This window comes from Enterovibrio gelatinilyticus, from assembly GCF_028683095.1.
Lineage (GTDB): Bacteria > Pseudomonadota > Gammaproteobacteria > Enterobacterales > Vibrionaceae > Enterovibrio > Enterovibrio gelatinilyticus.
In genome coordinates this window covers 40,025-54,076 of record NZ_JAJUBC010000016.1, presented here as the reverse complement: position 1 = coordinate 54,076, position 14,052 = coordinate 40,025, and the positions used below count along the sequence as shown (strand labels likewise).

General features: G+C 47.3%; 11 protein-coding genes and 3 tRNA genes. 7 read left to right on the top strand and 7 right to left on the bottom strand.

The annotated features are described in order from the left end of the window. Nucleotides 1–174: 174 nt before the first annotated feature. Together LRP50_RS14635 and ycaO are read right to left on the bottom strand one after the other, a co-directional pair. A complete protein-coding gene (locus LRP50_RS14635) occupies nt 175–1,719 on the bottom strand; it encodes a DUF3360 family protein (protein WP_274165200.1) in 1,545 nt (514 codons plus the stop codon). Between the two features lie 487 nt (nt 1,720–2,206). Then, entirely contained in the window at nt 2,207–3,961 is a 1,755-nt protein-coding gene (gene ycaO, locus LRP50_RS14630; RefSeq protein WP_274165199.1) for a 30S ribosomal protein S12 methylthiotransferase accessory factor YcaO, read from the bottom strand. A gap of 206 nt (nt 3,962–4,167) precedes the next feature. On the opposite strand from ycaO, the gene LRP50_RS14625 reads away from it, so the two are divergent. Next, nucleotides 4,168–5,328 (top strand): tetratricopeptide repeat protein, encoded by a 1,161-nt coding sequence (locus tag LRP50_RS14625; protein ID WP_274165198.1) that lies wholly within the window; start codon nt 4,168–4,170, stop codon nt 5,326–5,328. A gap of 4 nt (nt 5,329–5,332) precedes the next feature. On the opposite strand, the gene LRP50_RS14620 is transcribed toward LRP50_RS14625, so the two are convergent. Beyond that, on the bottom strand, nt 5,333–6,979 hold the full coding sequence (locus LRP50_RS14620; protein WP_274165197.1) for an ABC transporter substrate-binding protein: 1,647 nt from the start codon (nt 6,977–6,979) through the stop codon (nt 5,333–5,335). A 382-nt stretch (nt 6,980–7,361) separates the two neighbouring features. Here LRP50_RS14620 and LRP50_RS14615 point away from each other — a divergent pair, with 382 nt between their 5' ends. The 4 genes from LRP50_RS14615 (at nt 7,362) to LRP50_RS14600 (ending at nt 10,673) form a co-directional block, all read left to right on the top strand. Then, complete coding sequence (locus LRP50_RS14615) at nt 7,362–8,132, top strand: ABC transporter ATP-binding protein (protein ID WP_274165196.1); 771 nt, start codon at nt 7,362–7,364, stop codon at nt 8,130–8,132. Nucleotides 8,133–8,291: 159 nt separating this feature from the next. Further along, nucleotides 8,292–9,056 carry a transporter substrate-binding domain-containing protein gene (locus tag LRP50_RS14610; RefSeq protein WP_274165195.1) on the top strand — a complete coding sequence of 255 codons (765 nt, stop codon included), beginning with the start codon at nt 8,292–8,294 and terminating at the stop codon, nt 9,054–9,056. A 181-nt stretch (nt 9,057–9,237) separates the two neighbouring features. Next, complete coding sequence (locus tag LRP50_RS14605) at nt 9,238–9,939, top strand: ABC transporter permease (protein ID WP_274165194.1); 702 nt, start codon at nt 9,238–9,240, stop codon at nt 9,937–9,939. Between the two features lie 11 nt (nt 9,940–9,950). After that, on the top strand, nt 9,951–10,673 hold the full coding sequence (locus LRP50_RS14600; RefSeq protein WP_274165193.1) for an ABC transporter permease: 723 nt from the start codon (nt 9,951–9,953) through the stop codon (nt 10,671–10,673). Between the two features lie 222 nt (nt 10,674–10,895). On the opposite strand, the gene xthA is transcribed toward LRP50_RS14600, so the two are convergent. After that, a complete protein-coding gene (xthA, locus tag LRP50_RS14595; RefSeq protein ID WP_274165192.1) occupies nt 10,896–11,702 on the bottom strand; it encodes an exodeoxyribonuclease III in 807 nt (268 codons plus the stop codon). A gap of 211 nt (nt 11,703–11,913) precedes the next feature. On the opposite strand from xthA, the gene LRP50_RS14590 reads away from it, so the two are divergent. Then, nucleotides 11,914–12,342: a hypothetical protein gene (locus tag LRP50_RS14590; protein WP_274165191.1), complete on the top strand. Its 429-nt coding sequence runs from the start codon at nt 11,914–11,916 to the stop codon at nt 12,340–12,342. A 226-nt stretch (nt 12,343–12,568) separates the two neighbouring features. Next, on the top strand, nt 12,569–13,537 hold the full coding sequence (locus LRP50_RS14585; protein WP_274165190.1) for a glutathione S-transferase family protein: 969 nt from the start codon (nt 12,569–12,571) through the stop codon (nt 13,535–13,537). Between the two features lie 66 nt (nt 13,538–13,603). Here LRP50_RS14585 and LRP50_RS14580 read toward each other — a convergent pair. From LRP50_RS14580 to LRP50_RS14570, 3 genes are all read right to left on the bottom strand, one after another. Next, nucleotides 13,604–13,688, bottom strand: a tRNA-Tyr gene (locus LRP50_RS14580). Nucleotides 13,689–13,755: 67 nt separating this feature from the next. Further along, nucleotides 13,756–13,840, bottom strand: a tRNA-Tyr gene (locus LRP50_RS14575). A gap of 66 nt (nt 13,841–13,906) precedes the next feature. Then, nucleotides 13,907–13,991, bottom strand: a tRNA-Tyr gene (locus LRP50_RS14570). Nucleotides 13,992–14,052: the final 61 nt, after the last annotated feature.

Sequence of the window (14,052 nt, the reverse complement as noted above, 5' to 3'; positions counted from 1 at the left end):
GAAAACAAGTACTTAGCAGCATTAAACCACTACACTGATAAAAACAGTGATCAGTACGCGAATTAAAAAACGGTAAAAGCAATAACGTTAATTCGAAACGTGCTTGATTTTACGCTCTCTTACCCAGTTTTGGATAGTAATTTGGGCAGCCAATTTAGGCTGCCCAATCAGATCTTACAGTAGAGCAGGGATGCCGTACTGGCCTTCAAACATGCCGACTGCCAGCATAGCGACCAAACAGATAACCAATACACCAACAGGGATAACGATTTTATCCACGAAAGACAAACGCGCTGCGCGCTCTTTGTCGCCGATTAGGCCGTTGTTGTCTAGTAACATGGTTAGCGCCCATGCAAGTACAGGGTTAACAACCGCCGCACCGAAGATACAGATACCCGCTGCCTGTGAAGACTTGGAATCTTTAACCATCTGCATACCTGCTTCAAGTAGAGGTAGTGATACACCTACAAGCAGAGCAACGCGCATTACTGGTGGCCATACTGCAACGTCCATTGGGAAGCCCAGAATCGCAATAATCATCACCAATAGACCCAGAAGGATAGAGCCTGCAGGGATTGGACGTTTAGCAATCGCTGCTGGGATCATGTATGTACCCCAAGATGATGTGATGTTACCACCACCCACTGCTGTACCTACCATTTGACGAATAGAACACATGGTCATGGTGTCATCCACGTCCATCAGTACTCTTTCCGTTTTTTTCGGGTAGTTCAGTTCTTGGAAAATACGGTGACCGAGGAAGTCTGGCGACCACATAGCAACAGCCAAAATAGCGAATGGCAACGATGCAATGAAGTGTTGAGCGTTTGGCATGCCAAGCATCCAACCTTCAGAGGTAGAACCCCACCAGTAAACAGGGTTTAGGTTTGGTAAACCTGTCTCTGTAACAAACTGGATGTCAAAACCTGTACCAAGTGCAAGCGCAATAACCAGGCCTGTAAAGGCACAAACTGGGATAGCTAGCCAACGCTTGTTGTACTTTGCAAGAAGTGCGTAAAGCGCAATGGTCACGGCAAGAACGATTAGGCCGACATAGCCCATGCTACCCGCTTCAACCGTTGGCGATTGAATGCCAACTGCCCATTCTTGGATGGACGTGATTTGGCTTACGGTACCTGTTAAACCGAGGAATATCAGCAAGCCGCCAGCGGTACCTTCAGAGGTGAGGTTAACCAGCTTGGACCCCCCTTTAAGGAAGCTCAGAGCTAGACCAAAGACACCAATCAAAATTGCTAATGCAAGAGGGTGCGCACCGGCAAGAGCGATCGTGCCGATAAGTGGGATCATTGGACCATGGTTGCCCGCGAGGTTGGCGCGAGGGTTGATGAAACCCGATGCAAGAACACAGAACAGAAACGCTGGAATAAGCATTTCTACACGTGCAACTTCGATGGCGAACTCTTTACCTAGCTCGATGTGGTCCCATGCGGCAGTTAAGCCTTCAGCCCAAGACATCATTACTGCTGAGTACATCGCGATGATACCAATGGTACCAGCAAGCGCAGGAACAAGATCTTCTAGCTCGAAACGGAAGTCACGACCAGGAAGGTTTAACTTGTAGCGGCGTGGGTTCATGATTTGGAGTTCGTGGTCCAGGTATTCTGAACGAGTTTCGAACTCTGAAGCGGGACGGTGCTTAGCTTGATATTCGCTTTGCGCCTTATCACCGATTTGCTCTGATGGAGCTTGGATTGACATAAAGTCCTCTACGTACAAAAGCAAACAGAACTGACAAAGCCCTCTACTTTCTACGTGAATGTTAGGCACTGAGTAACGGGCCAAACCATATCAAGCTGAGAGCCAAAAATTCGTTACATGAATACTAACAAACCTCATGGTGGCAAACTTGATTTAGATCATTTTCGTGAAAATAAATTACACTTTAGATGTGCCAGAATTGGTCGTTTTCTGTTCTTGTGATGAATAATGCTGCTAAAAGTGCCATTTTAGCTGCGGAAATGAAATAAAATTACCAAAATAAGAGGGTTTGGCGTGCTACAGGGAGGTCTGTTTAACCGTGTTTTACAGCGGACATTGAACTTCATCCAGCAAGAATGAATAGTTTTCGGATGCATGTCACGAATGCAAATCAATATGGTTTGTATGGATGTGGGTTTGTGGTGGAGGCGGTACAAAAACGCCCATATTGTGCAGTGACAAAATGGGCGCTGTTGGTGGCCTGAGGTTATGCGCTTGCGAGTGCTTTGGCTTTTTGCAATTTCAGGTAAGAGCCAATCAGTTTTTGATGCGCACCAAACTCGGTTAACGAGCTATTCGGCGCCGTTAAACCATAGAATCGGATATCGCCAGAAATAGACTGCCACACTGATTCCGTCACACTGTCACCATAGATAAAGCCAAATGCCTGGCGGTATTCAACCGGATCACGATTCTCATCCTGAGCAAGCTCTAGACTCGCAATCAGGCAGCGCATGAACACGGTACGCTCTTGACTGTATATGGTTGCGTTGTAGTCCATGCTCCATGCGGCGAAGTCTTGTGCGGATTCCAAATCGCCCATTGCTAGTGCCAGAAGGCATTTCAGTTCACCTATGGTGAGTGACTTCCACACCGTGTTCGCGTCTGGAGCGATGCCCATCAGTTCACACACCATATAGCTGTCGTCAAAGTCTGCCATTTCAAGCACATCAAACAAGAACTCGACAGAATCATCGCTGTATTCAGAGGCGATCAGCATTGACATGGCGTCACGCAGATCTGTACCGCGGTTGTTATTGCACAGTTGAATTTCTTCAGGCGGATAAATCTCCGACCAACCCGGTACAATGACGCGGCAGCAATTCACATCAAGGTGGGTGTAATCGGCGATGTAGGCATCGGCATCTTCAGCATGCAGTTTACCTAGCAACCAATCGCACTCTTCTTGCGATGTGCCCTCGAAGTTCCAATCTGCAAATTCAATATCAGCGGTAGACTTGAACATGTCCCAAGATACTGTGCCTGATGAGTCAATGAAGTGGGTTTCGAGGTTGTGGTGATCCGCCACATCTTCATCGTGGAAAGACGGTGCTTCGAACACATCTAAGTCTTTCAAGCTGCGACCTTGAAGCAATTCCGTCACGGTACGCTCTAGTGCCACCTGAAAACGTGGGTGTGCGCCCCAAGAAGTAAAGCAGGTGCCGTTGTTTGGGTTAAACAGCGCCACACAAATCACAGGGTATTTTCCGCCCAGTGATGCGTCATACGCAACAACAGGGAAACCTTCGGCAATCAGTGCATCGATGGATGCTTGAACAGACGGGTAACGCGCCATCACCTCAGCAGGGATTTCAGGCATGCTAATGCGTTCGGCGATAATGCGGTTTTTGATTGCACGCTCGAACACTTCAGACAGTGCTTGGCTACGCGCTTCTGTTTGGGTGTTACCCGCTGACATGCCGTTCGACACATACAGGTTACCGATAACGTTCATCGGCACATAAACGGTTTGTTGGTCGCGCTGACGCTCAAAAGGAAGCGCACAAATACCACGCTCTTCGTTGCCCGACTGAAGATCGATAAGATCGCTGGCAGCTAGCGTGTCTTCAGGATCATAGAAGGCTGACATCGCGTCATCCAGCAAACCTTCTGGCAAGCTATCATCGTCAGTCAGCGGGAACCACTTTTCGTTTGGATAATGCACAAATGCCTCATTGGCAACGTCATCACCCAAGTAGAAATCGGCGTAAAAATAGTTACAAGACAAACGCTCAAAGTACTCACCTAACGCAGAAGCTAACGCGGCTTTCTTACTCGCCCCTTTGCCATTGGTGAAATTCATTGGCGCGTCGACGTCGCGGATATGAACTGACCAGACGTTGGGTACAGGGTTCAGCCAAGAAACAGGTTCAACATTGAATCCATGTGCAGAGAGTTTTTCCTCAAAGCGGTTAATGGATTCTTCCAGCGCTGCATCTTTACCAGGTATATAGGTTTTCATCGGATTCTCTGTCTCATAACGGAGGAAGGAGTATATACGTATACCCAAACAACCTGAAGTTGCTTGCGTTCCGTGGTTAAAGCCAAGTTACTTGGGGTGTACTGCAAAATATTGCTAATTATCCACAAAAAATAGACGCTCAGATAAGCAGCAGTTGTCTAAATTACGTTATAGTCGAGATATCAACCCGTTAATGGCTGAGGGATATGAAAGTAATTGGCGTCGGCATTCTTTTATTCAGTGTGATGTTTCCAGTTCAGGCCAGCGATCCTGATTTCTCCAAGCACCTGAATCGCATTGAAAAGCTATTGTCAGAAGAACAATTTCGCGAAGCGGCAGATCTTGCGAAAGCGATTGTTGCTGATAACGACGAACAAGAGGCATTGCATCAACGTCTATTGGGTTTCATCTATTTGCACGAAGGGAATTATCAACGCGCTTACACCGCTTACAGCAAGGCCATTCAATACCGCCAGTTACCGCCAAGTCTTCGTCAGGATACTTTGGGTGCACTTGTCTCTTTATCGATGAAGCAAGGAAGAGCCGATGTGGCTGTGCTTCATGGGCGTACTTATTTGGAAGAGTTCCCGCCGTTCCAGCCCGTAGAGCAACTTTATGCTCGCGCACTTTTCACAGAAAAGGACTACAACCAAGCGCTCGTGCAAACCAATGCGATTATTGCTCGCTATGCGGATGTTCCAGAATTTGTCTGGCAGATAAAAGCACTGAGTGAGGAGCAACTTAAACAGCATCGTGCACTGATCAATACCACGCGTATCATCCAGCAAAAATTTGGTCATGCGTTACGCTGGCAGCAAAAACAAGCCATGGCCTACGCCCAACTCGGCGCGATACGTCAAGCGCTGGCTATTTTGAAGGAAGAACAGAAAAAAGGGTCGGCATTAACAGACGCGGACTATCTGGATATGGCGCAATTTTCCAGCATGCTGGGGCAACCAGAGAAAGCCATGGCGTTTTTGGACCAGGGGATCAAAGACGAGGATTTACTGGCGAGTCGTGACTTATTAAAGCGTAAACTGCAGTACCACATGGAAGCCCAGCAGTGGTCAAAGGCTTGGGATGTGGCGTCAGCGCTGAACAAAGAGCCAGAGCTGTATCTACTCAAAGCCCAATGTCGTATTGCGTCTCGGCTTCAACGGTGGCCTGATGCCGTTGCCTTAGCACAACAAGCCATTGATTTAGGTGGTGGCGACGACACATTTTTCTGGGAAATACTGGGTTACAGCGCCATGAAGAGCGGTCAACTCTCTTTGGCGCGTTCTGCTTATGAAATGCTTCTTGAGCTTGACCCAGAGAGCGACGCGACTGTGTGGTTAAAAACGCTCGATTTGATGATGAATCAATAACGTACTAGAAATCGTCGATAGGCTCTAACGCCAATAACTGAATCAGTCTCGCCCTTTCTGTGTACCAAATAGGGGGCACATTGGGTGAACCATCCTTTAGCATTCGCCAGCCTTTGAACCGTGACGTGGTGAATTCAACCGTTTCAAACTTGTAGTAAAGAGGAATGGTTATCTGTTGTTTGGAAATGCGTAAATGAAGTTGATTGATGATTTCCTTTTGAGCGTTCTTATCTGATGTGAGTAAGTAGTCATCCAGTAATTTATCAATGCTTTCATCACGATAGCCATGCTGGGAAAAACGCGCGTCGTTTGGGGTTTGATATTGGCTATTAAATGCGGAATCTAGGTAACGGTACGGGGTGGGGCCAGAAAAGTAGTTGGTGATGCCCATGTCATAGCGACCACTGGATATCAAATCTGTGTAATTGCCAAAGGAGACGGCTTGGCTAACGACATGAATACCTGCCGCCGATAACATTTCAGCAGAGATATTCGCCGCAGACACGAAATCACTCCACCCTGATGGTGAAATCAAGCGCAAAGTGAGCGGCGCTCCGGACGGTAAATCGCGAAATCCATCCCCATCTTTGTCTTCTAAGCCCATCTCATCCAGTAAACGTGCAGCCGCCTTCGGGTGAAAGCGAATGTAGTATAGATGCTGCTCCGCAGACGATGGTGTGATCCAATCTTTAAACCTAGGTTCTAACCCACTGGCAAATGCGGCTATTTCACCTTGGCCAAATACTGCAACGTCAATCAAGAGTTCCCGAGCGAGGCTCATGGAAACGGCTCGGCGAAATCTCACGTCTTGAATGACTTTTCGCGTTTCCGGATCGGGGTGGTCGAAGTTAAACAACAAGCTGACAATGGTTGATGGCTTGTAGTCATAACGATAGTCAGGAGAGTAAGACGCATAGTTGCGTTCAATATCTGGAATAAACGCGCTGGCCCAATCGAATTCCCCATTGCTTAAGCGGGAAATAAGTTCATCGTTGCTGCGAACTTGCGGATAGCGGATGCAGTCAACGTTTAATTCATCTTGCTGCCAATAGTATGGATTGCGGCACTGGACGATATTGTTGCTGCTAAATGCCTTAATGTGAGTAAAGGGGCCTGTACCAATGGGAGACGCATTGAGATAGAAGCGTTTATCTTTAATATCGCGCCACTGGTGAGCGGGAACAATAATGGCTTCTTGCAGTTGCAGTGCAATTTGTGCGTTCGGGTGAGTTAACGAGACGTACACCTCATTTTTGCCACGTTTTTCGACACGTTCGATCCACTTGCCAAGTGAATTGTAATCCAATTCGGGCTCGTTTTTGAGTAACGATAAACTGAACGTAACGTCGTCTGCTGAGAAAGGCGTGCCATCCGACCAGCGAATGCCTTCTCTCAGGTTGAGAGTAATGCCTTTGAGATCAGAAGATAAGGCATAGCTTTCTGCCAAGCGATAGTGAACCATATCGTCCTCAAACACCATCAATGGCTCGAAGATGAAATCTCGCGTTGTTGCCAGCTTATCCGTGCGAAAGGGGTTGTAGTTCTGCACAAACCCGTTCGATAACTCAGGAATAATGGAGAGTGTGTTGGTCGTCGTCATGCCTGAAAAAGAGACAAGCGCAAGACACAGTGTCAGCAAGCGGGGAAGCATAGTTCTCTCGACATTGAAATATAAGAATATTCTATCAAAACACACCCTACACTAACCTTTTTAAACCAGCAATGAAATCGATACCATGGCAAATTGGCGGTCTGTTTATTTATGCACTTTAAATGACTTATTTTTTACTGACTTAAAGGTTAACAAATTGTTGCTGTCGGAACTAATGGGTGTTATTTTCACAGAAACGAGCTTAAGTAGTGAATTGTGTTGTAGCACGGGTGAAAATGGCAAGATTGTCAATTGAACCATCGAGCTCGCCCTTTTGTTAGCGTTTCTCTATTACTCATTGATTAGTAGAGCATGTCAACATGGGAACCAAGCGCTACAGTGTTAAAAGCGACGTGCTAACAGAATGACAGGAGTCAAGCGCATGACGGAAGCAGTAGCGCTGCAAATCAAAGACCTACACAAAACGTTTGGTCAACATGAAGTATTAAAGGGAATTTCTCTGGATGCACATCGCGGTGATGTGATTTCAATTATTGGCTCCTCCGGCTCAGGTAAGAGTACGTTTCTTCGTTGTATCAATCTTCTTGAAACGCCAACCAGTGGTGAAATCTGGGTGAATGGCGAATTGATTGAAATGAAGAACGGTCGTGGCGGTGAAGCCGTTCCCGTCAGTGAAAAACAAGTTCAACGCATCCGGTCGCGATTAGCCATGGTTTTCCAAGGGTTCAACCTTTGGTCACACATGACGGTGATGGAGAATGTCATCGAAGCACCTATACATGTTTTAGGTGTGTCTAAAGCTGAAGCGATTGAACGCGCAGAAGCCTATTTACAGCGTGTCGGCCTTTATGAGCGTCGAGACTACTACCCCGGTCACCTTTCAGGTGGTCAACAACAGCGTGCCGCCATTGCGCGAGCGCTTGCTGTCGAGCCTGAAGCGCTCTTGTTTGATGAACCCACCTCTGCACTTGACCCTGAATTGGTCGGTGAAGTGCTCAATGTGATGAAAATCCTCGCGGAAGAAGGGCGTACTATGCTTGTGGTAACTCATGAGATGGCGTTTGCTCGCGACGTGTCTAATCACGTGATGTTTTTGCATCAAGGTCGAGTGGAAGAGCAGGGTGACCCTGAAAAGCTCTTTACTTCACCAGAGTCAGAACGTCTGAAACAGTTTATTTCTTCGATTTATTAGAGCTTCAATTTACTAGAGCTTCAATTTACTAGAGCTTCAATTTATTAGAGCCTCAATTTACTAACGCTCTTCAATTTATAAACGCGTAGCTACGCATATTCGGCAGATGGAAAAGGAATGTTCGCCATCTGGTTCAAATATCCATAAGGAGACAGAAAGATGAAAAAATGGTTAGTTGCTGTAGCGGTTACTGCTGCACTTGGTGCGACAGCTGTTCAAGCAAAAGAATGGAAAGATGTGCGCATCGCTGTTGATGTACCTTATGAACCTTTCGAATATAAAGCACCTGATGGCACCTTGACGGGTTTCGAAGTGGATCTCGGTAATGCTGTGTGTGAAAACGCTAAGCTGAACTGTAGCTGGGTGGTTCAAGCATGGGACGGTATTATCCCAGGTCTGAAAGCACGCAAATATGACGTGATCTTCTCGTCTATGTCTATCACCGAAGAGCGTGCAAAGCAGGTTGCGTTTACGAAGCCTTACTACAACACGCCAAGCGGCTATTTTGCGCCAAAAGACTCAACCCTTAACCCTAATGATGTTGCTTCTCTCGAAGGCAAGCGTATCGGTGTTCAGCGCGGTACGATCCAAGACAACCACGCTACTGACACGTTCGGTAAAGTGGCAGAAATCAAGCGTTACACAACCGGTGATGACTTGGTGCTTGACCTACAAGGCGGTCGCCTTGATTTGGTTCTGATTGATTTCCCTGTGGGTGAAGCGGCGATTTTGGGTGCATCTGACGGTGCTAACTTCAAAACTGTTGGCGAAAACATCCAGCTGGGTGGCGGCGTTGGTGCAGCAATGCGCAAGCGTGACAAAGACCTACTTGCTATCTTCAACACCTCTTTGGATGAAGTGAAAGCAAACGGTACTTACGACGAGATCATGAACAAGTACTTCAAGTACGATATCAAAATGTAATTGCTCGTCATTGAGGGAGAGCGTTCCTTGTTGAATGCTCGCCCTCAAGTTCAAAGCAACACCCTGTATACCGTTAACGGACAGAGCTAACGATATACAGAGCGTTCCAAAGGGCGCCGGATATGCTCCCTTGCGACCGATGACAATCGAAGTCGGTTTTTTTACGTGCAGGAGGTAAAGGATGTTAGATCTGCATGGTTATGGCCCTTCCATTTTTATGGGCGCAATTCTTACCGTCGAACTGGCGGTGCTTTCAGCGGTGATCGCATTGCTGCTTGGCTTGGTCACAGCGATGGCCCGTTTATCCAATAATCGTATCGCACGTGGCGTGGCAACGGTGTATTCCACTGTGGTTCGCGGCGTGCCTGACTTGGTACTGATGTTGCTGATCTTTTTCGGCGTTCAGATCATGCTCAACAACTTTTCTGATTGGCTCTATGACAGCTATGAAATCGACGTGTTCTTTAACGTTGATGAATTCACTGCGGGTGTGTCGACCATTGGTTTCATTTTCGGTGCGTACATGGCGGAAACCTTCCGCGGTGCATTCCTTGCGGTTGACCGCGGTCAGCTTGAAGCAGGAACCGCCTATGGTATGAGCAACTGGATGGTTTTCCGTCGCATCATGTTCCCGCAAATGATGCGCCACGCATTGCCAGGTATTGGTAACAACTGGTTGGTACTGGTTAAAACCACGGCACTGGTTTCTGTGATTGGATTGGCGGACATGACGCGTCTAGCAAAAGAAGCGGCAGGGGCGGTGAACGAACCGTTTAAATTCTTCATTCCAGTCGCGATGGTTTATTTGCTGATCACGTCTGTATCGGAGCTTGGCCTAAAGCGACTTGAACGTAAGTTCAGTGCTGGTGTGGTAAGAGGCTAGGGAGAGTCAGAATGTTAGAATCTATATACGCGTTTCTCGACCAGAATGAGATTTTCACTTCAACCACCATCCTTCACTATTGGAGTGGTTTGACGATGACAGTCCAGTTGGTGGTACTTTCCCTGTTTTTAGGCATGATTTTATCCGTGCCGTTAGCGGTCGCTAGAACCTCGAAAAATCCTTGGATTAACCGTCCAGTTTGGGTCTATGTGTACATCTTCCGTGGCACACCACTCCTTATTCAGTTGTATTTGATCTATTACGGTGTGGCGACAATAGAAGGCATTCAGCAGTCCATGTTTTGGGCTATCGTTGAAGACGCGTTCTACCCTTGCTTGATTGCGTTTGTGCTGAATACAGCCGCTTATACCACTGAGATTTTACGCGGTGCGATGATGGCAACGCCCCGTGGGGAAATCGAAGCAGGTGTGGCTTATGGTATGTCGCGTTTCACTATTTTGCGCCGCATTATCCTGCCATCGTCATTTCGTCGTGCATTGCCAGCTTACAGCAATGAGGTGATATTCATGCTGCATGCGAGTTCCATCGCTTCGGTTGTGACGATCATTGACCTGACAGGCGCAGCTCGAGACATCTATGCACGTTTCTATGCACCGTTTGATGCGTTCTTGTTTGTGGCGGCTATCTACCTATGCCTGACCTTCACCATTGTTTATGGTTTTAAGCGTTTAGAGCACCGCTGGCACAGACACCTAAGACCGTTGGAGAGTTAAGCGCAGGTTCTAGGACAAGAAATAGATCCTAGGACAAGAAATAGATCCTAGGACAAGAAATAGATCCTAGGGTCTAGGAAAAGCAGGTCCTAGGGAGAGCAGGTGCTTTCAAGTAAATAAAAAGAAACCGCCGAATATCGGCGGTTTTTTTGTGGGCGTTGTAACCAAAAGCTTTTCCCTAGGATCTAGGACCTGCTCTTTCTCGGATCTTCTCTTCCGCTCTTACCCGAAGGTTGCCCAAATTGGCGCGTGATCTGATGGCTTCTCAATGCCACGCAGTTCGTAATCAATGCCAGTATCAACACACTTCGCCGCCAAGGGCGCAGTGGCTAAAACCACATCAATGCGCAGGCCACGGTTGTCGTCAAAGCCGCGTGAGCGGTAATCGAACCACGAGAACTTATCGTCAGCATCCGGGAATTGTTGGCGGAAGGTGTCTACAAAGCCCCAGTCCATCAACGTGGCGAGCATTTCTCGTTCTTCTGGTTGGAACGAGCACTTGCCCGTTTTTAGCCAGCGCTTGCGGTTGACGTCGCCGATACCAATATCAAGATCGATAGGGCTGATGTTGATGTCACCCATCACAATCACGTTTTGATCGCTCGTGTGCGCGTCATTGAGGTATGTCATTAAGTCTTTGTAGAATTTAATCTTTGCAGGGTACTTGGTTTCGTGGGCAATGTTTTCACCTTGCGGGAAGTAGCCATTCAATACCGTCACTTCGCTGCCATCTTCTTGCTTGAACGTCGCTATGATCATGCGGCGTTGAGCGTCTTCATCATCAGTAGGAAAGCCTTTTTGAACACTGACGGGTTCTTGTTTACATAACATAGCGACACCGTAGTGCGCTTTTTGGCCGTGGTGATACACCTTGTAGCCCATGGCTTCTACGTCTGCGAGAGGAAACGCTTCGTCGTGTACTTTAATCTCTTGCAAGCCAATCACATCGGGCTGATGTTTTTCGATTAATGCTTGAAGCTGATGAAGGCGGGCGCGTAGGCCATTGATATTGAATGAGATGACTTTCATGTTGTTGTGCTTCTCTCTATCTGTGAAAACCGTCGAGCGTAGGCTTAGTGTACCTGATCTAAGTTCTGAATGGTTGCTTAAAGGCGCTCGATAAAAACCTCGGAAATGCCTTACAACGCAGAGTCTAATATTTACAACTATGCTGTAGTAAAACATTGTTATTGGCAATCAAGACGTTGTCTGAGTTTTGCGAAGAGTAGGAGAGCCTTTCATGAAAATGTACACGCTGATCAAAACGGCATTGGTGTCATCGGCTTTGGTTTTCTTGGTAGGGTGCAGCGAATATGGAGACTTCACAACCGAGCAAATATGCAAAGCGAGCGTTGCTGCTATTAAAGGGAAAAGTCCGACCATCATGACGACGGACAAAATCGTCAAAGATGCGGAGACCGAGCTCGATATCTTCTATATGTCTTACACGCGCCCCGACGACGGAAACAAGTGGCATGTTCGCTGTAAAGTGGATAAAACCCGTGCTATTTGGTCGCAAAATGAAGGTAGATGGCGAGATCAAGCACAAGACCCTACCATTCGTTTTGCTATAGAAGACGATGAAATAGAAATTCAAGAAACCTATCCTGATGGCAGTGCGGCGCGAAATGTCACCTTCAATATCAGCATGCTAGGTGGTCGTTCTTAAGTGCGACCGTCTTAAGTGGAAAGTGACACAGCGCACCGTAAACACAAATGTTCTGACAAAAGCCCTCTAGTACTGAGGGCTTTTTGTTTATCTGTTCAGTTTTTTCGAATAAGTCTGCCAAAATCTTACTGCCGACTTTATCGCCGTGACTTTATACACTGAATCTATACCCAAACATCGAGCATCTTCAGGTTGTTTGGGTATAAATGCATTGAGGAGAGAGACAATGGGAAAATTAGTGGAAGGTGTCTGGCATGATGTTTGGTATGACACGAAAACATCGAACGGAAAGTTTGTGCGAGAAGATGCAGGTTTTCGTTCCTGGGTCACGCCAACGGGAGATGCTGGGCCAACAGGAGAAGCAGGCTTCAAAGCCGAATCTGGTCGCTACCATCTTTATGTCTCACTGGCTTGTCCTTGGGCTCACCGCACACTGATTTTCAGGCAGCTTAAAGGGCTTGAGCAACACATTGACGTGTCTGTGGTCAGCCCTGACATGTTGGAAAGTGGTTGGCAATTTGATGAACCAGAAGCGCTGTATGGCTTTAACTTAATGCATCAGGTGTATACCAAGGCAAAATCTGATTACACCGGCCGTGTGACCGTACCAGTGCTTTGGGACAAGCAAACCCAAACCATTGTCAGCAATGAGTCGTCGGAAATCATCCGCATGTTTAATTCAGCGTTTAATGACATCACGGGAAATACTGAAGATTTCTACCCCGAAGCGCTTCGTCGCACCATTGATGAATGGAACGACTATATCTACCCACACATTAACAACGGTGTGTATCGCAATGGTTTTGCGACCACTCAAGGCGCGTACGAAGAAGCGTTTGATAATCTGTTTGCAGCACTCGATAAGGTCGATGCCCATTTAGCGAGTCATCGCTATCTTGCTGGAGATAAGATCACAGAGGCAGATTGGCGTTTGTTCACCACGCTAGTGCGTTTCGACCCTGTCTATGTTGGGCATTTCAAATGTAACCGTCAGCAGATCGCGCAATATCGTCATTTGTTCGGTTACTTGAAAGAGCTATACCAAGTGGCGGGCGTTGCTGAAACCGTTGATATGTACCATATCAAGCGTCACTACTATTACAGTCACGCCAACATCAACCCAACTCGCATTGTGCCAAAAGGGCCGGAACAAGATCTCTGGGCACCTCATGGCAGAGGAAGTGTTGGTCAGTAAAGGGTATTAACGCCAGCGTTGACTGAAACGAAAAAAGCCAGCTCTGAGAGCTGGCTTTTTAAATGATGGTGGTGGGAGAAGGATTCGAACCTTCGAAGGCGGAGCCGTCAGATTTACAGTCTGATCCCTTTGGCCACTCGGGAATCCCACCACGAGTTTTTCTTTTTCTATGTTGCGTTGCGTTCTTAATGTTATCCATCAAGCCACAAGGCGAATGATGGTGGTGGGAGAAGGATTCGAACCTTCGAAGGCGGAGCCGTCAGATTTACAGTCTGATCCCTTTGGCCACTCGGGAATCCCACCACGAGTTTTTCTTTTTCTATGTTGCGTTGCGTTCTTAATGTTTCCATCAAGCCACAAAGCGAATGATGGTGGTGGGAGAAGGATTCGAACCTTCGAAGGCGGAGCCGTCAGATTTACAGTCTGATCCCTTTGGCCACTCGGGAATCCCACCACAAGTGCGGGGCGCATATTATCAAACGACCGGACGCTGTAAAGCACTTTTCTCCAAAACG